The sequence below is a fragment of the Alsobacter sp. SYSU BS001988 genome (assembly GCF_054796215.1).
Map to the genome: position 1 here is coordinate 259,729 of NZ_JBTAMK010000001.1, position 21,160 is coordinate 280,888.

Genomic DNA, 21,160 nt, shown 5'->3' on the forward strand with positions numbered 1-21,160 from the left:
TCAGCCCTGCTTCTTCAGACGCCAGATCACGACCGAGCGGTCGACAGGATCCAGCGCGATCTGATGTGACTTGCCGTGCAGCCTGAACCGGTAGCCCAGGAGCAGGTCCTCGACATCCAGCGCGCCGGAATCAGGCAGGCCGAACTCCCAGAGCGGGATCTCGTAGACGCAGTCCTGGCGGGCGTGCGGGTCGAGATTGACCATCACGAAGACGCATTCGGACTTGTCGGCCGCCCATTTGGCGTAGGCGATGATGTTGTCGTTCCACGCGTTCAGGAACGTGACGTTGCGGAAGTCCCGCATGGCCGCGTGCTCGCGGCGGATGCGGTTCAGCGCCCTGATATGGTCCTTGAGGTGCCCGGGCTTGTCGAAGTCCCAGGCCCTGATCTCGTATTTCTCGCTGTCGAGATACTCTTCCTTGCCCGGCAGGGCGGCGGCTTCGGCGATTTCGAAGCCGTTATAGACGCCCCAGACGCTGGAGAGCGTGGCGGCGAGCGTCGAGCGCACGATGAATCCCGCCCGGCCGCTGGTCTGAAGGTAGACCGGGTTGATGTCCGGCGTGTTGGCGAAGAAGTTCGGGCGGTAATATTCGCCCATCTCGCCGGCCAGCTCGAGCGCGTAGTCCGTCAGCTCCCACTTCAGATTGCGCCAGGTGAAGTACGTGTAGGACTGCTGGAAGCCGATCTTGGCCAGCTTCTTCATCATCTTGGGCCGGGTGAACGCCTCGGCCAGGAACAGCACGTCAGGATGCCGCTCATTGATGTCCCGGATCACCCATTCCCAGAACGGAATCGGCTTGGTGTGCGGGTTGTCGACGCGGAAGATCTTCACGCCGTGCCCGATCCAGTACAGGAAAGCGTCGCGCAGCGCGTACCAGAGGTCCGGAAAGGCGTCCCCATAAAAGTGGACGTTGACGATGTCCTCGTATTTCTTCGGCGGGTTCTCGGCGAACCGGATGGTCCCGTCCGGGCGCCACTCGAACCACTCCGGATGCTCCTTGATCCAGGGATGGTCGGGCGAGCACTGGACCGCGAAGTCGAGCGCGATCTCCAGGCCATGGTCGCGTGCGGCGGCGACGAGCCGGTCGAAGTCGTCGATCGTGCCGAGTTCGGGATGGATGGCGGTGTGGCCGCCCTCCTCCGAGCCGATGGCGTAGACGCTGCCCGGATCGTTGCGGCCGGCCGTCAGCGCGTTGTTGCGCCCCTTGCGGTTGGTGCGCCCGATCGGATGGATCGGGGTGAAGTAGAGCACGTCGAAGCCCAGGTCGCGCACATAGGGAAGGCGCGCGATCACGTCGTCGAAGGTGCCGTGGCGGACCGGATCGCCCGACTGGGAGCGCGGGAAGAGCTCGTACCAGGCCGAGAAGCGCGCGGCCTCGCGGTCCGCGACCACCGGCAGGACGCGGGGGTAGCGGGACAGGTTGGCGCGCTCGCCGAGCCGGTCCATGAACGCCGCCGTCTCGTCCGAGAACAACACGTCGAGCCGGGCCGGGTCGCGCTCGGGATGGGCGTCCAGCGCCTGCACGAGCCGGGCGTGGGTCTGGGCGTCGGGGCCGCCGGCCTCGACGGCGCGGAGCAGCTTTTCTCCCTCGAACAGCTCGAGCGAGACGTCCTGGCCGGCGTCCCGCTTCTTGGCGACGTCCCGCGCCCAGGACGCGTAAGGATCGCGCCAGCCCTCGATGGTGAACAGCCAGCGCGTGTTCTGGTCGAGGAGGAAGCTCCCGCTCCAGCGGTCGTTGTCGACGAAGGTCATCGGCGTGCGGCGCCACCGCGTCTCGTCATGGGGGCGGTAGAGCAGTTCGGCCCGCACGACGTCGTGGCCGTCGCTGAAAATGTCGGCCTCGACGGTGAACAGGTCGCCCACCACGCGCTTGGCGGCGCTCGCGCCGGCGTCGATCTCGGGCGAAACGCCCTCGATGACGACGCGCCCTTCCCCGCGGGGAGGCGCGCCGGCGATGGATTTCGGGGAGCGGACCGCGCGCGGAGGCGTGGATCGCGTCTGACTACGAGGTGGGTTCATGTGATGCTCTCAGAACGGCAATCGGAAAGCGCGAGAAGAGTTCCGCCATCGGCGCAGGCTCGCCTGAGGCGCGCAGCCGCTCGCCGGTGACGACGTCGCGCCATGTCCCTTCGGGAAGCGTGATCGTGGTCCCGGCCCAGGCTGCGCGGCGCGGGAGCAGCCCCTCCCCGTCCAGCAGCTTCGCCGCCAGACGCGGCAGCACGACGACGACGGCCTCAGACCCTGCGCTGCGTGCGAAGGCGAGCACATGGGCGGCGCGCGCGCCTTCGGCCCGGAGCGGCCGGTAGTCGCCGGATCCGTACAGTTCGGGCGAAGCGGCGCGGTCCGCCAGCAGGGCGCGGGTCAGCGCCTGCTTGACGCGGCCGTCCGGCCACGAGGCCAGCAGCTCCTGCGGCTTCGCCGCGCCGCCCAGGGCCTTGGACCGGGCCCGATAGTCCACGGGACGGCGGTTGTCGGGATCGACGAGCGAGAGGTCCCAGAACTCGGTCCCCTGGTAGAAGTCCGGCACGCCCGGCATGGCGCATTTCAGGGCCGTTCGGGCCAGCGACGTCAGCGCGCCGCGCTGGGCGAGCCGCCTGGCGAGCGGCCGCAACGCCGCAAGCGCCTGGCCTTTCGGCGACAGGATGGCCGAGATCCACTCCCTGGCGGCCGCCTCATAGGCCGCGTCGGGCTCCAGCCAGCTCGAGCGGCGCTTGGACTCGCGAAGCGCCTTTTCGACATAGCCGTGCAGGCGCTCCCGGAAGGACGCGAGCGCCTTGCGGTCGTCGCCGTCCAGAAGCTCGACGGGCCAGGCGCCCAGGATCGTCTGCAGGATCATCCAGCGGTCATTGGCGTCCGGCGTCTGGCCCTTCGGCCCGCTCGTGACGGCGGAGGCCGTCAGCCGCTCGGTCTCGGCGAGCGCCTCGGCCCAGGCCTGCGGCTCTTCGGCCAGCGCGATCAGGCGCGCGCGGGCGTCCTCGCCGCGCTTGGTGTCGTGGGTCGCCGTCGCCGTCATGGCGTTCGGCCAGTCGCGGGCGCGTTCCTGCATCGCCTCATGGAACGCGTCCACCGACAGGCCGAAATGGGAGGGATCGCCTCCCACCTCGTTCAGGGCGAGCAGCCGGACGTGGCGATAGAACAGCGTATCCTCCAGGCCCTTGGCCATCACCGGGCCGGTGAGCTGCTGGAAGCGGCGCCGGATGCGGGCCGCGACCGCCGGATTTCGCCGGGGCGTCCGCCCGTCGTCGAGCAGGACGGAACGGACGAACGCGCAGGCGGCCTCTCCGGCCGGGCCGAGGCGCGATTTCGCCTCCTCGACCACCCGGTCCAGCAGCGCCACGTCCTCCGCCGCCGGATCGCCCTCCCCCAGATAGGTCCGGTAGACCGGGAAGGCCGCCACCATGGCGACGACCGCGCGGCGCAGCCGGGCGGCCACGAGATCGCGGGTGTTCCGGTCGGCGGCGGCCAGGGCGGCGAGATCCAGCACGATGGCTTCCCGTTCGCTGGCGAAGCTCGTCTCCAAAAGCTCGGTCTTGGCCGCGTTGAGTTGCTCGCCGGGGGGCCGCGGGTCGGCGCGGACATCGTCGTAGAGCGCGTCCAGCGCCGCCTCGGCCGCCGGGTCGACGAACACGCCGTCGAGCGGGCCCATGACGTCGTATCCCGTCGTGCCGGCGAGCGGCCAAGGGCGCAGCCGCTCGCCGGGCTCCAGGATCTTCTCGGCGACGATGAAGACGCGGTCGCCGACCGCCCTGCGAAGGTCCCGCAGATAGGCTTCGGGGTCGGCGAGGCCGTCGATATGGTCGATCCGCAGCCCCTGGATGCGGCCTTCCCGCACGAGCCTGACGATCAGCGCATGGGCGCGATCGAACACCGCCGGAATCTCGACCCGCAAGCCGGCCAGCGTGTTGACGTCGAAAAAGCGGCGGTAGTTCAGGTCGCTCGAGGCGAGGCGCCATTCGGCGAGCCGCCAGGCCTGGGCCTCCAGCAGGCGGTGCAGCGCTTCGAACCCGCCGCTGTCCCCGGGAGAGCCGCTGAACGCCTCCATCGCGGCGTCGACGGCCTTGCGCAAGCCGCGGGAGCGCCCGATCTGCTCGACCAGGCCGCCGGCCAGCAACGCGGCGCGCTCGTACACGGCCTCGCCCTGCGCGGCGTCGCGCGCCAGGCTGCGCAGCCCGTCCGCGACCCCGAGCAGCGCCGCGCGGTCGGCCGAACCCGGGCGCATCCCGGCCGCCGCCTGGTCTAGGATCACCGGCCATGTCAGCGGCCCGACCGGGATCCGCTCGTCATGGAAGGCGACGCAGAACCCGCCCATGGCGGGCTCGAAGACGAGGCGGAGTTCGCCGGCCTCCAGGGACTCCCCGTAAGGCCGGCCGAGCACAGGCAGAAGGATCTTGCCGTCGAGGCCGGGACGGTCCCAGTCCACGTCGAAAGCCTGCGAGTCTGGGGAGATCGGCCCCCAGGCCAGCATCGAGCGCCAGAGCGGGTTGTCCTTGCCCACGCCCATGTGGTTCGGGACGATGTCGACGACGAGGCCGAGGCCGTTCGCCCTGAGGGCGTCCGAGAAGCGGCGGAACCCCTCCTCGCCCCCGAGCTCCGGATTGATCAGCCCGTGATCGACGATGTCGTAGCCGTGGGTGGACCCCGGCCGCGCCTTCTGGATCGGCGACGCATAGGCGTGGCTGATCCCGAGCCGGATGAGGTCCGGCGCGACCTTGACGGCGTCGTCGAACGTGAACCCGGCGTGGAACTGAAATCGATAGGTGGCGCGCGGCGTGGCGGAGGCCGTCGCGGAGGCGGCGAGGCCCTCCCCCCTTCCCTCCTGTTTCAGCTCCTGCGCCAGCCGGGCCAGCGGGCCGTCTGGGGCGACGATCTCGGCGATGGTCTTGGACGTGCGGCGCCGCCAGTTGGGATAGCCGCCGACCAGCCCCGGCATGTTGGCCTGGTTCACGTCGCCGGCCACGTCCTCGACCTGCAGGGCCAGGAGGGACGACGGCGTCCGGGCCAGGAAGCGCGACGCGGCCGCCACGGGCGGAGCCGCCGGGGGCGCTTCCGTCCGGGCCAGCCCCTCGGCCGCGAGCGAGGCGAGGAAGCGCTCGCGTTCGGTGACGCGAAGGTCGCGGTCCTTGGCCGCCCGGTCCGCGTCATAGATGCCGAAGGCCTCGCGCAAATCGACGTCGAGCCCCCGCCACCATCCGGCGAAGGTGGGCAGGTCATGCGTCGACAAGGCCGCCATGGCGGCCCTGGGATAGGCTGCGGGCGGCTTAAAGCCTGCTTCGTCCTGCTCGAAGAAGAAGATCCGGTAGCTCAGGACGCCGGAAGCCATGATGGCGTCCGAGAACCCCTCCGGGGCGGTGCCGAGATCCTCGGCGATGACCAGGCACTGCGCCCGGTGGCTCTCGATGCGCAGCGACGCCAGAAGGGCCTCGAACGGATAGTCCAGATAGGCCCCGTCGGCCGCGCCGGCGCCGGGCGGGATCAGGAACAGGCGCGCAAGCTGGAACGCGTGGTCGATCCTGACCGCGCCGGCGTGGCGGGCGTTTGCGGCGACCAGCGCGCGGAAGCCCGCCAGGCCCTGCTCGGCCAGGGTGATCGGGTTGAAGGCCGGCAGGCCCCAGTTCTGGCCCTGCGGGCCGAGGAGGTCGGGCGGCGCGCCCACGGCGAAATCCGGCACGAAGCGGTCCGGCGCGGACCAGAGCTCCGAGCCGCCCCGGTCGGGGCCCACCGCGAGGTCTCGGTAGAGGCCGAGCCCCATGCCGGAGGCGCGCGCCGCCTCGGCGGCGGCGCCGAGCTGGCGATCGGCGAGCCATTGCAGCCATTGATGATGGGCGATGCGGTCCTGGTTCTCACGCCGGAAGGCCTCGACGGCGGCGCTTCGCACGTCCCGCAGGTCGTCCGGCCAGGCGCCGGGCCAGGCCGCGCCCTGGCTTCGCTGCTGCTCGCTGAGGGCCTCGAAGGCCGCATGGAGCGCCAGCGGCTCGCCGCCCTGCTCCCGGAACCGCTGGAAGTCGGCGTCCCGCAGCCAGCCCGACCCGTCGCCCCACAGCGCCTCGAGCGCGGCGCGCCGCGGCGCCCAGACCTGCTCGTAGTCCACAAGGCTGGCCGAACGCAGGCGTTCCAATGACGGATCGGGCGCGGGGCGGCCCCGCCTCCCGGGCGCCTGGACGGCCTGCGGATCGATGTAGAGCGTCTCCAGGAACAGCCGCGACGACGGCGAGTAGGGGGAGAACTTCGTCCGGTCGGACGGAAAAAGGGCATGGACCGGGCTCAGCCCCAGGAACGAGGCGCCGTGGCGGCCGGCGCCGGCGGCGAGCTCCGCCACCGCCGTGTAGTCGCCCACGCCTCCGTCGCGCTCGGTGCGCAGGCCGTAGAGCTGGGCGGTCAGTCCCCACCAGCGCTCGCCTTTCTCCAGGGCGTCCGGGCGCCAACAGCTTTCGGGCGCGGCGATCAGGGTGGCGACGTGGCGTTCGCCTCCTGCTGCGATCTCCAGCCGGTGATATCCCATCGGCAGCGGCGGCAGCGCAAGGGCGCCGCCCGCCTCCGGGTCCATGCGGCCCTCCTGGGCGCCGCCGGCCTCCAGGAGGAGCGTCCAGGTCGCGCCCGGCAGAGGCGTACGAAGCGTCAGCGTCCAGGCGCGATCCATCGGCGCGACGACCAGCGCCGGCACGGGACCGGCCCGCAGCTCGCGGACCCGGCGCGCGCTTTCGCGCACTTGCGACGGCGATCCGACCGGCAGCCCCAGCGCCTCGAGCAAGGCGCGGCGGGTCTCCAGCGGCGTCTCGACCGGCGCCCCATAGGCGTCCGAATAGCCTTGGGCGACGCCCGCGAGCGTCGCCAGCTTGGCGACCTCCGCGTCGAATCCCTGGGCCGAAGGAGCGGTCCCGGCCGAGCGCCGGGCGGCTTTTTCCGCTGATTTCGCCTTTGCGGCGGATCGCGTCGAGGAGCGGGCGGGACCCTTCACGGGCGAACTCCAATCAGAACTTCGGCGGGCGGCGGCGCGGGGCGGGTCACGCCGCCGCGGACGCCGCCACGTGCTGGAAAATGACGAAGGAGCGGGCCAGGAGCTCGCAGGCGCCGCCGGGTTCGAGAACCGGCGGTGCACCACGCACGAGACCGTCCGGAAGTTCCGTGCCGAACACCTTCACCCACCGCCCGCCGCGCAGGTTCGGGGTGAGGGTGAAGCTCACGTCCTCCGGCGATGCGTTGAAGATCATGAGCAGCCGTTGCCCGGGATCGGCGTTGCCGATCTGGACGCCCAGCGTGCGACGCATGGGTTCGGCCCAGTCCTGGCGCGTCATCTCGCGCCCCTCCGGGGCGAGCCAAAAGACGTCGCGAAGGCCCGTCTCGCGGTTCAGGGAGCCGGTCGGGTAGCTGCGGGGCCGGAAGGCGTCGTGACGCTTGCGGAACGCCACGATGGCCGCGACGAAGTCCGGCAAGGCCGGATCGGCCGCCTCGCCGGCGCGCCAGTCGAACCAGCTCGTCTCGTTGTCCTGGCAATAGGGATTGTTGTTGCCGCCCTGCGTGCGCGAGAGTTCGTCGCCCATCAGCAGCATCGGGGCGCCGAGCGACACCATCACGGTGGCGAGCAGATTGCGCTTCTGGCGCGCCCTCAGGACGGCGATGTCGGGATCGTCGGTGGGACCCTCGACGCCGCAGTTCCAGGACAGGTTGTGCGGATGGCCGTCTTGCCCGCCTTCCTGGTTCGCCTCGTTGTGGCGCTCGTTGTAGCTGACGAGGTCCTCCAGGGTGAAGCCGTCATGCGACGCCACGAACTGGATCGAGGCCCAGGGCTGGCGGCCATTGTGCTCGAAGATCTCGCGCGACCCCATGATGACGCGCGCCAGGGCCGGCAGCTGGCCGGGGTCGCCGCGCCAGTAGGACCGCACCGTGTCGCGGAACTGGTCGTTCCACTCCGACCAGCCCGGGGGGAAGCCGCCGAGCCGGTAGCCGCCCTCGCCAAGGTCCCAGGGTTCGGCGATCAGCTTGACCCGGTTGAGCACCGGGTCCTGGTTGACGGCGCGCAGGAAGCCGGCGCGCTCCCACACGTCGTAGCTGTCGCGGGCCAGCGTGGAGGCGAGGTCGAAGCGGAAGCCGTCGACGTGATAGGCCTCGACCCAGTGCCGCAGGCTGTCCAGCACCATCTGGAGGACGCGCGGATGGCCGAGGTCGAGCGTGTTGCCGGTCCCGGTGGCGTCCCAGCAGAAGCGCGGATTGTCGGGGACGAGCTTGTAGTAGCTGGCGTTGTCGATGCCGCGCCAGGACAGCGTCGGACCCAGATGGCTGCCCTCGGCGGTGTGGTTGTAGACCACGTCCAGCAGCACCTCGATCCCGGCTGCGTGAAGCGCCGCGATGGCGGCCTTCAGGCCGTATACGCCGTCCTCGCCCATATAGCGCGGCTCGGGCGCGAAATAGGACAGGGTGGAATAGCCCCAATAGTTTCGCAGCCCCTTCTCGACCAGGAACCGGTCGTCCGAAAAAGCCTGGATCGGCATCAGCTCGACCGCCGTGATCCCGAGCCGGACGAGGTGGTCGATCACCGCCGGATGGGCCAGCGCGTCATAGGTGCCCCGAAGGGAGGGCTGAATGTCGGGATGAAGCTGGGTCAGGCTCTTGACGTGGGCCTCGTAGATCACGGTGTCGCGCATCGGCGTGCGCGGGGGCCGGTCGTCGCCCCAGGTCGCCGCCGGGTCCTCGACGACGCATTTGGGCATCATGGGGGCGCTGTCTCGCCGGTCCATCGTGAGGTCGCCGCGGTGCGCCCCGGCCCGGTAGCCGAACAGGGCGTCATGCCAGCGGATCCGTCCCGAGAGCAGGCGGGCGTAGGGGTCCAGCAGCAGCTTGTGAGGGTTGAATCGATGGCCGGCCTGGGGATCGTAGCGGCCGTATACGCGATAGCCGTAGAGCTGGCCCGGCCGCAGGCCCTGGACATAGACGTGGAACACCTGGTCGGTGCGGGACGGCATGCGGATGCGGCGCGCCTCGCGGCGGCCGGTGGCGTCGAACAGGCAGAGATCCACGGCGGTCGCATGGGCCGAGAACAGGGCGAAGTTCACGCCCGTTCCGTCCCACGTCGCCCCGAGGGGCATGGGGAGCCCCTCCTCGATCCGAACCATCCACCCCCCTGAAGCGCGACCCGATCGTACAAGGAACGATCGAGAGCCGGATCAGTTGCGTCGATAGCCTGTCCAGGACGGTCCGAATTGCGCGGCCGCGCTGGGAAGCGCGGTGTCCAGCGTTTCGGCCCGCTCCACCGGAGCCTGAAGGACGTGGGTCGGCTCCTCGGCGAGCGCGGCCAGGAACGCGGCGCACCAGTGATCGACCGTGTTGGCGCGCAGCTTCTCCATCATGGCGGCCCACCGCTCCTTGCGCTCCTCGAGCGGCATCTGCAGCGCGCGCACGATGGCGTTGGCCGTGGCCTCCGTGTCGTAGGGGTTCACCAGCAGGGCCGAATCTAGCTCCGCGGCCGCTCCGGCGAAGCGCGACAGCACCAGCACGCCGGGGTCGGTGGCGCGCTGGGACGCCACATATTCCTTCGCGACCAGGTTCATGCCGTCGCGCAGCGGCGTCACCATGCCGACGCGGGCGGAGCGATACAGGCCGGCCAGCGACGTGCGGCTCACCGCCTTGTTGATGTAGCGCACCGGGGTCCAGTCGACGTCGCCGAACTTGCCGTTGGTCCAGCCGGCCTGCTCGGCGACCTCGTGCTGCATCTTGAGATATTCGGGCACTTCCGAGCGCGATTTCGGCGTGATCTGCAGGAACGTCACCTTGTTGCGCATCTGCGGGAAGCGCTCCAGCATGCAGGAGAACGCCTCGATGCGCTGGCGGATGCCCTTGGAGTAGTCGAGACGGTCGACCCCGATGATGAGGTGCTTGTCCTCCATGCTGACCCGCATGCGGCGCACCAGTGAGTTCGACTTCGCCTCGCGGGCCTCCTGCCGGAACAGGTCCGTCTCGATCCCGATCGGGAAGGCCCCGACCCGGAAGACGCGCCCGTCCGCCTCCCAGCGGTCGTCGGCGACCTTGCGCGCCATGTTCTCCTGCTCGAGGCAGCGGGTGAAGTTCTCCGCGTCGCGCCGGGTCTGGAATCCGACGAGGTCGTAGCGCGTCAATCCGCTGAGCACGGTCTGGTACGCCGGAAGCGCGCTGGAGACGTCGTAGGGCGCCCAGGGGATGTGCAGGAAGAAGCCCATCCGGTTCTCGAAGCCCATCTGGCGCAGATAGGCGGCGAGCGGAATGAAATGGTAGTCGTGGATCCAGACCACGTCGTCGGGCTTGAGCAAGGTCGCGAGGCGGCGGGCGAAGGATTCGTTCACCCGGAAATAGCCGGCCGTGTCGTTGCTGGCGATCTCGGTGAGGTCCAGCCGGTAGTGGCACACGGGCCAGAGCGCGCGGTTGGCGAAGCCGGCATAGTATTCGTCCACGTCGCGTTGCGTCAGGTCCATCACGGCGTAGCTGACGCGCCCGAAATCATGGACCTGGAGCGGCCGCTCCTCCTCCGACACGTTGCCGGACCAGCCGAACCAGAAGCCGCCATTCTGCTGCAGGGCGGCGTTGAGCGCGACCGCGAGGCCGCCCGCGGCCGGGGAACCGGAATCCGACGGAACGGGAACGCGGTTCGACACGACGACCAACCGTCCGCCTCCCGATGTCTGCTGTCGTTTGGGAAACAGAGGCTCGGGAGAGGTCACCGGTTCAAAACGCACCATCGGTCGGCCGTGATCTGCGGAGGTCATGCTCGCACAACGTCTTTCCAAGAGGTTCGTTGCAGTCTGGTCCGGGGACGAACGCCATTCGCGGCGTCTACGACACAAGTTGTGCAACCGATTGCGGCCATTCTGGAGCGGAGCCGCGATCGGGTCGGCGTCGCACCGCGTCTCACGGCGGCGGAACCGCAAGCTTCGCCCCGCATTCGCCAGCCGTGACGGCGATCATGGCGCACCCGGTCCCGAGGCGGAACACCTGATGACGGAAGACATGCTGGACGTCCTGGTCGTGGGCGGCGGTCCCGCGGGCCTCAGCGCCGCGCTGGTGCTCGGGCGCTGCCGACGCAGGGTGCTGCTGTGCGACTCGGGCGAGCCGCGAAACCAGGCGTCCGCCCATGTCAGCGGCTATCTGAGCCGGGACGGCTGCCGCCCGGCCGACCTCCGGGCCGTGGGCCGGCGCCAGCTGGAGCCCTATGACAGCGTCACGGTCCGGGACATGGCCGTGGAGGACGTGGTCCGCGAAGATTCGGACTTCCGGGCGACGCTGGCGGACGGCTCCACCGTCCGGGCGAAGCGGATCCTCCTGGCGACCGGGCTTAAGGACACGTTCCCGGCGCTGGACGGCGCCGAACGCCTGTTCGGAAAGGGCGTCTGGACCTGCCCCTATTGCGACGGCTGGGAGCTGCGCGAGCAGCCCCTCGCAGTCTACGGCGCCGGGCCGGAGATCGTCGGCTTCGCCCTGGAGCTTCGCCTGTGGAGCGCCGACATCGCGCTGCTGACCGACGGCCCCTCCGGGATCGGGCCCGGCGACCTCGACCTTCTGGAGCGGGCCGGCGTCCGCGTCATCGAGGAAGCCGTCGAGACCCTCGAAGGCGAGAGCGAGCTGGAGCGGGTGCGCTTCCGCAGCGGCGAGACGCTGGACCGCAAGGCGCTGTTCTTCCTGGCCGACGCGCATCAGCGATCGGCGCTGGTGGAGCGTCTCGGCTGCGAGCTCGGCCGCAAGGGCACCGCCGAGACGTCCGACTACGAGAAGACCAACGTGCCCGGCGTCTTCGTGGCCGGCGACGCGTCGCGGCGGGTCCAGTTCGCCATCGTGGCCGCCGCGGAAGGCGCGATGGCGGCCTTCGCGATCAACACCGAGCTGCTGCACGAGGAACGGGCCGCCCTGAGCCGGGCGCGCTAGCCGGAACCGCTCGCGAGGGCGGTCGTTCTCAGGGCGCGCATGGAGGACCGACATCATGGCGACAGCCGACCCGACCCACCCCACACAGAAGCCGAGCGCTCCCACCACCTCCCAGGTGCGGCACGCGATCGACAGCGGCCAGACCGGCGACAAGGTCGCGGTGAGCGACCCCGCCGCGGCGCCGCTGGGCGCGGACGACGAAGCCGCAGGCCGGCCCCCGTCCGCGGCCGAGCGCGCCAAGGCGCATCGCGACGAGACCCAGGGCCGCTGGCGGATGTGGCGGCGGCACGACCAGGAGCATCGCCGCGAGAAATGGGTGACGCCGGCCTTCATGGCGATGCTGGCCCTGATGGCGCTGGCCGTGGTGGTGGGCGTCTACAGCCTCGCCTGAAAGTGCCGGCCCAGAGGCCTTCGGGCCGGCGCTTGCCGGCGGCCCCCCTGCGGCCCCATCCTCCTCGCGTCCGTCGCCCTCTCACCCCCGAACGGAGACCTACATGCCCGTCACGGTGCTCGGCATCTCTGGAAGCCTGCGCAAGGACTCCTACAACAGCGCCGCCCTGCGGGCCGCGGCGGAGATCGCCCCGGAAGGACTGACCATCCAGACCGCCGGGATCGGCGACCTGCCGCTCTACAATGACGACATCCGCCAGTCCGGCTACCCGGCCCCGGTGCAGGCCCTGCGCGACGCCGTGAAGCAGGCGGACGGTCTTCTGATCGTCACGCCCGAGTATAATTATTCGATCTCCGGCGTGCTCAAGAACGCCATCGACTGGGTGTCCCGGCCTCCCGAGCAGCCTTTCGACGGCAAGCCGGTCGCCATCATGAGCGTCAGCCCCGGACTCTTCGGCGGCGCCCGGGCGCAATATCACCTTCGCCAGATGTTCGTGTACCTGAACGGCGACGTCCTGAACCGGCCGGAGGTGATGATCGGGACCTGCGCCTCCAAGTTCGACAAGGAGGGCCGCCTGACGGACGAGACCACGCGCGACTTCGTCCGCAAGCTCCTGCAGGCCCTCAAGGCCAGGGTCGAGCAGCGGCGCTGACGAGGGAAACCACGATGGCGGCGCGGGCGGCTGTGGTCGCAATGGCGGCGGCTTGGACCCTCGCGCTGGCCTGTCCGGCGGCGTCGGAGGGCCCGGCGGCGCCGCAAGCTGAGCCCGCGGCGGCGAGGGAGCCCGCGAAAGCGGAGGCCCCGTCTCCGGCGGCCGACGCGATCTGCCTTCTGATCGAGGCGGCGGCGGGCTCGCACGGGCTTCCGGTGCCGTTCTTCACGCGGCTGATCGGCCAGGAGAGCAGCTTTCGGGCCGATGTCGAAGGCCCGGTGACGCGCTCCGGCGACCGGGCGCAGGGCATCGCGCAGTTCATGCCCAAGACAGCGGCGGAGCGCGGCCTCCTCGACCCCTTCGATCCCGTGCAGGCGCTGCCGCGCTCGGCGGACTTCCTGCGCGAGCTGAAGGACCGCTTCGGCAATTGGGGCCTCGCGGCCGCGGCCTACAACGCCGGACCGAACCGGGTCCAGGCCTGGCTCGACGGGACGGGAGGACTGCCCTTCGAGACGCGCAACTACGTCGAGCGCATCACCGGCCATCCGGCCGAGGACTGGGCCGCCGCCCGCAAGGGCGACATGAAGACGCCTGACGCGGCGCCGACGCCCAACGAGAGCTGCGAGACGGTGCGCGCGATGCTGCGCACCCGGCCCAACACCTATGTGGCCGCGCTGCAGCGGCGGGTGCTGGAGGGCGCGGCCCGGCCCTGGGGCGTGCAGCTGAGCGCAGGCTTCTCGCGCGCCCAGGCGCTGACCATCTTCTCGCGCGCCGAGAAGCGCTTCGCCTCGATCCTGGCCGGGAAGGACACGCTGATCCTGAGGTCGTCCCTGCGCAGCCGCGGCACGCGCGCCTTCTACCAGGTGAGGGTCGGGGAGTCGTCGCGCCAGGCGGCGGACGCCCTGTGCGAGCGGCTGCGCGGGGCCGGCGGGGCCTGTATGGTGCTGCGGAACGCCCTGGTCAGGCGCTCGCGCTCGGCGTCGTCCGGCTGATCGGGCTCGGACCGGCGACGAGCCGCCGCCTTGCGCGACGGGCGCCGGGCGCCCATTGTCGCTTCGGCGATCAGCATCGGGAGACGAGGATGAGCGGGACGGCGGCGACTGGCGGAACACAGGGCGACAACCCGCTCCTGCAGGCCTGGACCACGCCCTTTCGGCTTCCGCCCTTCGACCTGATCCGGGCCGAGCATTTCAGGCCGGCCTTCGATGCGGCGCTGGCCCGCAACAAGGCCGAGATCGAGGCGATCGCCAACGATCCGGCCGAGCCCAGCTTCGCCAACACCATCGAAGCGCTGGAGCGTTCGGGAGAATTGCTCGACCGCGTGGGCGGCGTTTTCTGGAACCTCACCGGCGCGCACACCAATCCCGAGTTGCAGGGCGTCGAGCGCGAGATGTCGCCCAGGCTGGCCAAGCACTACAGCGACATCGCGATGAACGCGGCCCTGTTCGGCCGCATCGAGGCTCTGCACGCCCGCATCGACGAGCTCGGCCTCACCGACGAGCAGCGCCGGGTGCTGGAGCTCTCCCACAAGCAGTTCGTGCGCGCCGGCGCGCAGCTGCAGGGCCCGGCCCGGGCGCGCCTCGCCGACATCGTGGAGCGCCTCGCCACGCTGGGCACGCAGTTCAGCCAGAACGTGCTGGCCGACGAATCCGGGTATCGGCTGCCGCTGGAGACGGAGGAGGACAGGGCCGGCCTGCCGGATTGGCTGATCGCCTCCGCCCTGCGGGCGGGCGAGGAGGCCGGCCGCCCCGGCGTGCCGGTCATCACCCTGTCGCGCTCCAGCATCGAGCCCTTCCTGCAGTTCTCCACCAACCGCGCCCTGCGCGAGAAGGCGTTCGAGGCCTGGACGCGCCGTGGCGAGATGGGCGGGGCCACCGACAACCGCGCGATCGTGGCCGAGACCCTGAAGCTGCGCGCCGAGCGTGCGCGGCTGCTGGGCTACCCGACCTTCGCCGCCTACAAGCTCGACAACACCATGGCGAAAACGCCGGGCGCCGTGCAGGACCTGCTCGACCGGGTCTGGGTCCACGCCAAGGGCCGCGCCGCCGAGGAGCGGTCCGACCTGGAGGACATGGTGCGCCAGGAGGGCGGCAACTTCGCCATCGGGCCGCATGACTGGCGCCACTACGCCGCCAAGGCGCGCAAGGCCAAGCACGACCTCGACGAGGCCGAGCTCAAGCCCTACCTGCAGCTGGAGAAGATGATCGAGGCCGCCTTCGACACCGCGACGCGGTTGTTCGGCGTCCGCTTCGTCGCCCTCCCGGACGCGCCGGTGTACCATCCGGACGTCCGCGCCTGGGAGGTGCTGGACGAGGCCGGCCAGCATGTGGCGGTGTTCCTGGGCGACTACTTCGCCAGGCCCTCGAAGCGCTCGGGCGCCTGGATGAGCGCCTATCGGGGGCAGGAGAAGCTCACCGGAGACGTGCGCCCGATCATCGTCAACGTGATGAACTTTTCGAAGGGCGCGGAGGGCGAGCCGACTCTGCTCAGCTTCGATGATGCGCGCACCCTGTTTCACGAGTTCGGCCACGGCCTGCACGGCATGCTGTCCGACGTCACCTACCCGTCCATCTCGGGCACCAGCGTGTCGCGGGACTTCGTGGAGTTCCCGTCGCAGCTCTACGAGCACTGGCTGATGCAGCCGGAGGTCCTGCGGCGCTTCGCCCTTCACGCCGAGACGGGCGAGCCCATGCCGGAGGCCCTGCTGCAGCGGGTGCTGGCGGCGCGCAACTTCAACCAGGGCTTCGCGACGGTGGAATATACGTCCTCGGCGCTGGTCGACCTCGCTTTCCACTCGCTCGAGAACGCCGACGACATCGACCCCATCGCGTTCGAGCGGAGCGTGCTGGAGCGCCTCGGCATGCCGAGCGAGATCGTGATGCGCCACCGCACGCCGCATTTCTCCCACGTCTTCTCGGGGGACGGCTATTCGTCCGGCTACTACTCCTATCTCTGGTCGGAGGTTCTGGACGCCGACGGCTTCGCGGCCTTCGAGGAGGCAGGCGACGTCTTCGCGCCCGGCGTGGCCGAGCGGCTCAAGCAATTCGTCTACTCGGCCGGCGGGCGCCAGGATCCGGCCGACGCCTACCGGGCTTTCCGCGGCCGCGATCCCGAGGTCCAGGCCCTGCTGCGCAAGCGCGGGTTCCTGGGCGACGGCGACGCGCCGGCGCCGGCGGGGGATGCGTAGGGCGCGTCCTACTCGGCCGCCATGGGCAGGCGGTCCATGCTCTGGGCGGTCGCGGGGCCCGGAACGGGCGAGGCCTGCTCCGGCTCGTCCCGCTCGCCGACGAAGCGGCCGAGCGCCCAGCGGAAGAAGCGGCCGACGTCGTCCATCACCAGATAGACGGCGGGCACGAAGACCAGCGACAGCAGCGTCGACACGACGAGGCCGCCGATGACCGCAATCGCCATGGGCGAGCGGAACTCGCCGCCGTCTCCGATCCCGAGCGCGCTCGGGACCATGCCGGCCGCCATCGCGATGGTGGTCATCACGATGGGCCGCGCGCGCTTGCGGCCCGCGTCCACGATGGCGTGCACGCGGTCGACGCCCTTGCGGCGCTCCTCGATGGCGAAGTCGACCAGCATGATGGCGTTCTTGGTGACGATGCCCATCAGCATCAGCAGGCCGATGACGACCGGCATGCTGATCGGCCGGTGGGTGAGCAGCAGCGCCAGCACGACGCCGCCGAAGGACAGCGGCAGCGAGAACAGGATGGTGACCGGCTGCAGGAATCCGCCGAACAGGATCACCAGCACGCCGAAGACCATCATCAGGCCCGCCCCCATGGCGAGCGCGAAGCCCTGGAACACCTCCTCCATGACCTCCGCGTCGCCGGAGGTGCGGATGCTGACCCCGGGAGGCAGCGCCTGGGCGGTCGGCAGCTTCATGATGCTCTCGATGACCTCGCCCAGCGCGTCGGTGCCGTAGAGGTCCGCCTCCAGGGCGACCTTCCTGACGCGGTCGTAACGGTCGATGCTGGTCGGGCCCTGCCCGAAGCCGATCTCCGCGACGGTCGCGAGAGGCACGGAGCCGCCCCTTGCGGTCGGCGCCCTCAGGGCCTCGATCATGCCCTGGTCGGCCCGGTAGCGCTCGTCGAGCTGCACCCGGATCGGGACCTGCCGGTCGCCGGCGTTGAACTTGGCGAGGTTGGCCGAGATGTCGCCCAGGGTCGCCACCCGCACCGTCTCGGCGATGGTGTCGGTGGAGACGCCCAGATCGGCGGCCAGGTCGGTGCGCGGGCGGATGCGGATCTCGGGCCTGTCCAGCGCCGCGGTCGAAACCACGCCCTGAAGCGTCGGCAGCTGGCGCATCTCGCTCTGCATGCGGGCGGCGACGTCGTTCACCACCTTGACGTCGTCGCCGGTCACCAGCAGCGACAGGCCGCGCTGGCCGTTCTCGTTGAGCAGCCAGAAGCGGATGTCCGGGATCTTCGCCAGGCTCTGCAGGATCTCGCGCTCGAGACCCTTCTGGTTGATCGTCCTGTCGTCCTTGTGGACGTAGTTGACCACGAGCGTCGCCTTGCGCACCTCGCCGCCGCCCTGCGGCAGGCGGCCGCCGTCGACGAAGACGCTTTGCACCTCGGGCCGCTCGCGCAGCATGCGGGTGACCGAATCGGTGACGGCCCGCGTGTCGGCGAGGCGCGAGCCGGGCGGCAGCTCGACCACATAGAGAGACCGGGCCGAATCCTCCCCCGGCAGGAAGCCGGAGGGAAGCAGGCCGGTGCTGTAGATCGAGGCCGCGAAGAACAGGACGCCGAGGCCGACGGTGGCGAAGCGGTGGCGGGCCGACCACGAGACCAGCCTCGTGTAGCCGCGCATCACCGCGCCCTCGGCCTCGTGCGCGTCCGGCTTGGCGCGCATGAAATAGGCCGCCAGCATCGGCGTCAGCAGGCGCGCCACCAGGAGCGAGATGAACACCGCGACCGCGACGGTGAGGCCGAACTGCTTGAAATACTGGCCCGCGATGCCGCCCATGAAGCTGACCGGGGCGAACACCGCCATGATCGTGAAGGTGATGGCGATGACGGCGAGGCCGATCTCGTCGGCCGCCTCGATGGCGGCCCGATAGGCCGTCTTGCCCATCCGCATGTGCCTGACGATGTTCTCGATCTCGACGATGGCGTCGTCCACCAGGATGCCGGTGACCAGCGTGATGGCCAGAAGGCTGACGAGGTTCAGAGAGAAGCCCATCGCGTCCATGGCCCAGAAGGTCGGGATGATGGACAGCGGCAGCGCGATGGCGGCGACGAGCGTAGCGCGCCAGTCCCGCAGGAAGATGAGCACGACCAGCACCGCCAGCACCGCGCCTTCCAGCAGGGTGTCCATGGCGGAATGGTAGTTGCCGAGCGTGTAGGTGACGTAGCTGTCGATGAGGGTCAGCTTCACGTCAGGGCGCCGGGCCTGGAGCTGGTCGATGCGCTTGGCCACCGCGGCCGAGAGGTCGGCGTCGCTCGCGCCCTTGGCGCGCGACACCGCGAAGCCCACCACCGGCTCGCCGTTGAAGCGCGCGAAGGTGCGGCTTTCGGCGGCCGAATCCGTCACGGTCCCGAGTTCGTCCAGGCGCACCTTGCGGCCGCCGGGCAGCGCGATGCTGATGGCCGCCAGCTCCTGCACGGTGGCGGCGCCCGCCAGCGTCCGGATGGACTGCTCGCGCGCGCCGACCTCGCCCCGGCCGCCGGCCAGGTCGACATGGGTGGCGCGCAGCTGCCTGTTGACGTCCGCCGCGGTGACGCCGAGCGACAGCAGCCGGTCGGGATCGAGGGCGACGCGGATCTCGCGGTCCACGCCGCCGATGCGCTCGACCTTGGAGACGCCCTTCACCGCCTGCAGCTCGCGGGCGACGACGTCGTCCACGTACCAGGACACGTCCTCGGTGGAGAGCGCGGGCGCGGATGCCGCATAGGTGACGATCGGCAGGCCGGCGATGTCGATGCGCTGGGTGATCGGCTCGTCGATGCTGCGCGGCAGGTCCGCCCGGATGCGGGCGATGGCGTCTTTCACGTCGTTCAGGGCGCGGTCGCTGTTCACCTCCAGGCGAAACTCGACCGTGGTGGTCGAATTGCCGTCCGTCACGGACGAGATGATGTGCTTGACGCCGTTCACGCCCGAGATGGCGTTCTCGACCTTCTTGGTGACCTGCGTCTCCAGCTCGGACGGAGCCGCGCCGGACTGGGTCACCGACACCGAGATGATCGGGATGTCGATGTTGGGGAAGCGCGTGATCGGCAGCTTCATGAAGCTGACCACGCCCAGGATCATCATCACGATGAACAGGGCGATGGAGGGGATCGGCTTGCGGATCGCCCAGGCGGAGACGTTGAGGGCCATCACTGGGCTCCGGACGAGGCGGGGACAGGCGCGTCGGCGGCCGCGACGGGCCGGACGACCCGCACCGCGTCGCCCTGGCGCAGGAAGCCGGCGGCGCGGGCCACCACGGGCTCGCCCTCGGCCAGCCCCGAGGAGATCTCCGCGTATCCGCCGGCCACGATGCCGGTCTTCACGGGGCGGACCTCGACCTTGTCGTCGCGCACGACATGGACCGAGACGCCGTCCTGGCCGAAGATCAGCGCCGATGTCGGCACCGCGACGGCGTCGCGGCGGGCCAGCACGATCTCGCCGCGCGCAAAGGCGCCGACCCGCAGGTCCGGGCTTTGCGGAAGGCGGATGCGCACGCGCCCGACCCGCGACACGCGGTCCACCTCGGCCGGCAGCAGGCGCACCGTTCCCTGGATGAATTCTCCGTCCCGCACCTTGATGGACGCCGGAGCGCCGACCTTCAGCTGCGCCAGATGGATCTCCAGCACCTCCGCCTCGAGCTCCACATCGTTGTTGGCGATGATGCGGAACAGCGGCTCGCCGGCCAGGGCGCTGAGGCCGCCGAGCTTGACGGTGCGGCGGCTGACCACGCCCGCCGCGGGGGCGCGGATCTCGGTCCGGGCGAGCTTGACCTCGAGCTCCTTGCGCTGGGCCGCGGTCTGCGCGCGGTCGGCCTGGGCCACCGCGAGCCCGTCGCGGGCCGCGGCGAGGCGGCCATCGGCGACGCGGGCGGCCGATAGGCGCTGGTCGAGGATCTCCTGCGTGACGTTGCCGGACTTCAGAAGCGACTGGGCGCGCCCGAGCGCCGCCTGCGCCTCGACCTGCGCGGCCTCGGCCTGGACGATCTGGCTGCGCGCCTGGGCGATCGCGGCTTCGGCGCGCGCCGAGGCCGCGTCGTTCTGGGCGAGTTGCGTGTCGATCGTGTCGCGCGAGAGCCGGGCCAGGACCTGACCGGCCTTCACGGCGTCGCCCTCGTCGGCGAGGAGCTCGATCACCCGCAGGCCGTCGGTCTCGGCCGACACCAGCACCTCGTCGCGCGCGGCGAGCGTGCCGGACACGACGACGCGCTCGGCCATCTCGCGGCGGGTCGCCTGGGCGACCGTCACGGCGGGGATCGCCAGGGACGTCGCGGGAGCGGCGGCCTGCACCGCGGGCGCGGCCTGCGCCGCAAGCGCCGGCGCGGCGGGCGACAGGGCCAGGACGGACGCCAGGGCGGCGTAACGGGAACGGACGACGGGCGTCATGATGGGGCCTCGGAAGAAGCGGTCGAAGAAGGGTCGCGGGGGGATGTCTCGAGGGCCGGCCGGACTTGCCCGGTGAAGACGGCCCGGAACACCGCCATGGCGTTGGCGAGTTCGCGCTCACCGTCGAAATTCGGGTCCAAGGCGCGGCGCTTGAAGAGGCCGTCCGCCATCGTGAACAGCACCGTGCAGGCGAAGCGCGCGTCGACTTCGGCCGGAAGTTGTCCGGAGCCCTTGGCGGCCTCCACCATGGCGGCCAGCAACGTGCTGAGTTCGCCGTCGATGGCCCCACAGGCGGCGCCCACGGTGGGATTGCGGGTCGCCTCCGACCAGATCTCCAGCAGGACGACGGACTTCTCCCGCGGGGCGTCGACGATGTGCTTGCGGCCGAGATGCTCCAGCGCCTCGAAGAAGCCCATGGCGGCCCCGGCGCGGGTGAAGTCGGCCGCGACCTCCTGGCGGTCGCGCTCGGACAGGCCAGCCACGATGGCGTCCTTGGAGCGGAAATAGCGGTAGAGGTTGCCGGCGCTCATCTGCGCCTCGGCCGCCACGTCCTGCATGGTGGTGCGGTGGAAGCCGGCGCGCGCGAAGCAGCGCTCGGCCGCATCGAGGATGCGGACGTGCCGATCGGGGGAGGCGACGTCTTCGAGGATCATGAGCCTGCAACTGAGAATGAAC

General features: G+C 70.6%; 12 protein-coding genes. 5 read left to right on the plus strand and 7 right to left on the minus strand.

Features of this window, described 5'->3' with window-relative positions; translation table 11 throughout:
• From ACYVO7_RS01155 to otsA, 4 genes are all read right to left on the minus strand, one after another.
• Positions 1-2,019 carry an alpha-1,4-glucan--maltose-1-phosphate maltosyltransferase gene (locus ACYVO7_RS01155; RefSeq protein WP_460448019.1) on the minus strand — a complete coding sequence of 673 codons (2,019 nt, stop codon included), beginning with the start codon at positions 2,017-2,019 and terminating at the stop codon, positions 1-3.
• Positions 2,003-6,832 carry a malto-oligosyltrehalose synthase gene (treY, locus tag ACYVO7_RS01160; RefSeq protein WP_460448531.1) on the minus strand — a complete coding sequence of 1,610 codons (4,830 nt, stop codon included), beginning with the start codon at positions 6,830-6,832 and terminating at the stop codon, positions 2,003-2,005. The genes ACYVO7_RS01155 and treY overlap by 17 nt, the downstream gene beginning before the upstream one ends.
• A gap of 169 nt (positions 6,833-7,001) precedes the next feature.
• Complete coding sequence (glgX, locus tag ACYVO7_RS01165; protein ID WP_460448020.1) at positions 7,002-9,107, minus strand: glycogen debranching protein GlgX; 2,106 nt, start codon at positions 9,105-9,107, stop codon at positions 7,002-7,004.
• 51 nt (positions 9,108-9,158) lie between these two features.
• Entirely contained in the window at positions 9,159-10,619 is a 1,461-nt protein-coding gene (gene otsA, locus ACYVO7_RS01170) for an alpha,alpha-trehalose-phosphate synthase (UDP-forming) (RefSeq protein WP_460448021.1), read from the minus strand.
• A 340-nt stretch (positions 10,620-10,959) separates the two neighbouring features.
• Between otsA and ACYVO7_RS01175 the strand changes: the two genes are divergently transcribed.
• The 5 genes from ACYVO7_RS01175 to ACYVO7_RS01195 all read left to right on the plus strand — a co-directional run bounded on the left by ACYVO7_RS01175 (position 10,960) and on the right by ACYVO7_RS01195 (position 16,113).
• Positions 10,960-11,883, plus strand: coding sequence for an NAD(P)/FAD-dependent oxidoreductase (locus ACYVO7_RS01175; RefSeq protein WP_460448022.1), 924 nt, complete (start codon positions 10,960-10,962; stop codon positions 11,881-11,883).
• 55 nt (positions 11,884-11,938) lie between these two features.
• On the plus strand, positions 11,939-12,274 hold the full coding sequence (locus ACYVO7_RS01180) for a hypothetical protein (RefSeq protein WP_460448023.1): 336 nt from the start codon (positions 11,939-11,941) through the stop codon (positions 12,272-12,274).
• A gap of 103 nt (positions 12,275-12,377) precedes the next feature.
• Positions 12,378-12,926 (plus strand): NADPH-dependent FMN reductase, encoded by a 549-nt coding sequence (locus tag ACYVO7_RS01185; protein WP_460448024.1) that lies wholly within the window; start codon positions 12,378-12,380, stop codon positions 12,924-12,926.
• A 14-nt stretch (positions 12,927-12,940) separates the two neighbouring features.
• Entirely contained in the window at positions 12,941-13,918 is a 978-nt protein-coding gene (locus tag ACYVO7_RS01190) for a transglycosylase SLT domain-containing protein (protein WP_460448025.1), read from the plus strand.
• Between the two features lie 89 nt (positions 13,919-14,007).
• Positions 14,008-16,113: a M3 family metallopeptidase gene (locus ACYVO7_RS01195; protein ID WP_460448026.1), complete on the plus strand. Its 2,106-nt coding sequence runs from the start codon at positions 14,008-14,010 to the stop codon at positions 16,111-16,113.
• 8 nt (positions 16,114-16,121) lie between these two features.
• On the opposite strand, the gene ACYVO7_RS01200 is transcribed toward ACYVO7_RS01195, so the two are convergent.
• Genes ACYVO7_RS01200 through ACYVO7_RS01210 form a run of 3 tightly spaced genes read right to left on the minus strand, consistent with a single transcriptional unit; the run spans position 16,122 to position 21,138 of the window.
• Positions 16,122-19,253, minus strand: a complete 3,132-nt coding sequence (locus tag ACYVO7_RS01200) for an efflux RND transporter permease subunit (protein ID WP_460448027.1) — start codon at positions 19,251-19,253, stop codon at positions 16,122-16,124.
• Positions 19,253-20,485, minus strand: a complete 1,233-nt coding sequence (locus ACYVO7_RS01205; protein ID WP_460448028.1) for an efflux RND transporter periplasmic adaptor subunit — start codon at positions 20,483-20,485, stop codon at positions 19,253-19,255. The genes ACYVO7_RS01200 and ACYVO7_RS01205 overlap by 1 nt, the downstream gene beginning before the upstream one ends.
• The gene (locus tag ACYVO7_RS01210) at positions 20,482-21,138 is read right to left on the minus strand and encodes a TetR/AcrR family transcriptional regulator (RefSeq protein WP_460448029.1); all 657 of its coding nucleotides are present in this window, start codon (positions 21,136-21,138) and stop codon (positions 20,482-20,484) included. Before ACYVO7_RS01210 ends, ACYVO7_RS01205 begins: the two co-directional genes overlap by 4 nt.
• Positions 21,139-21,160: the final 22 nt, after the last annotated feature.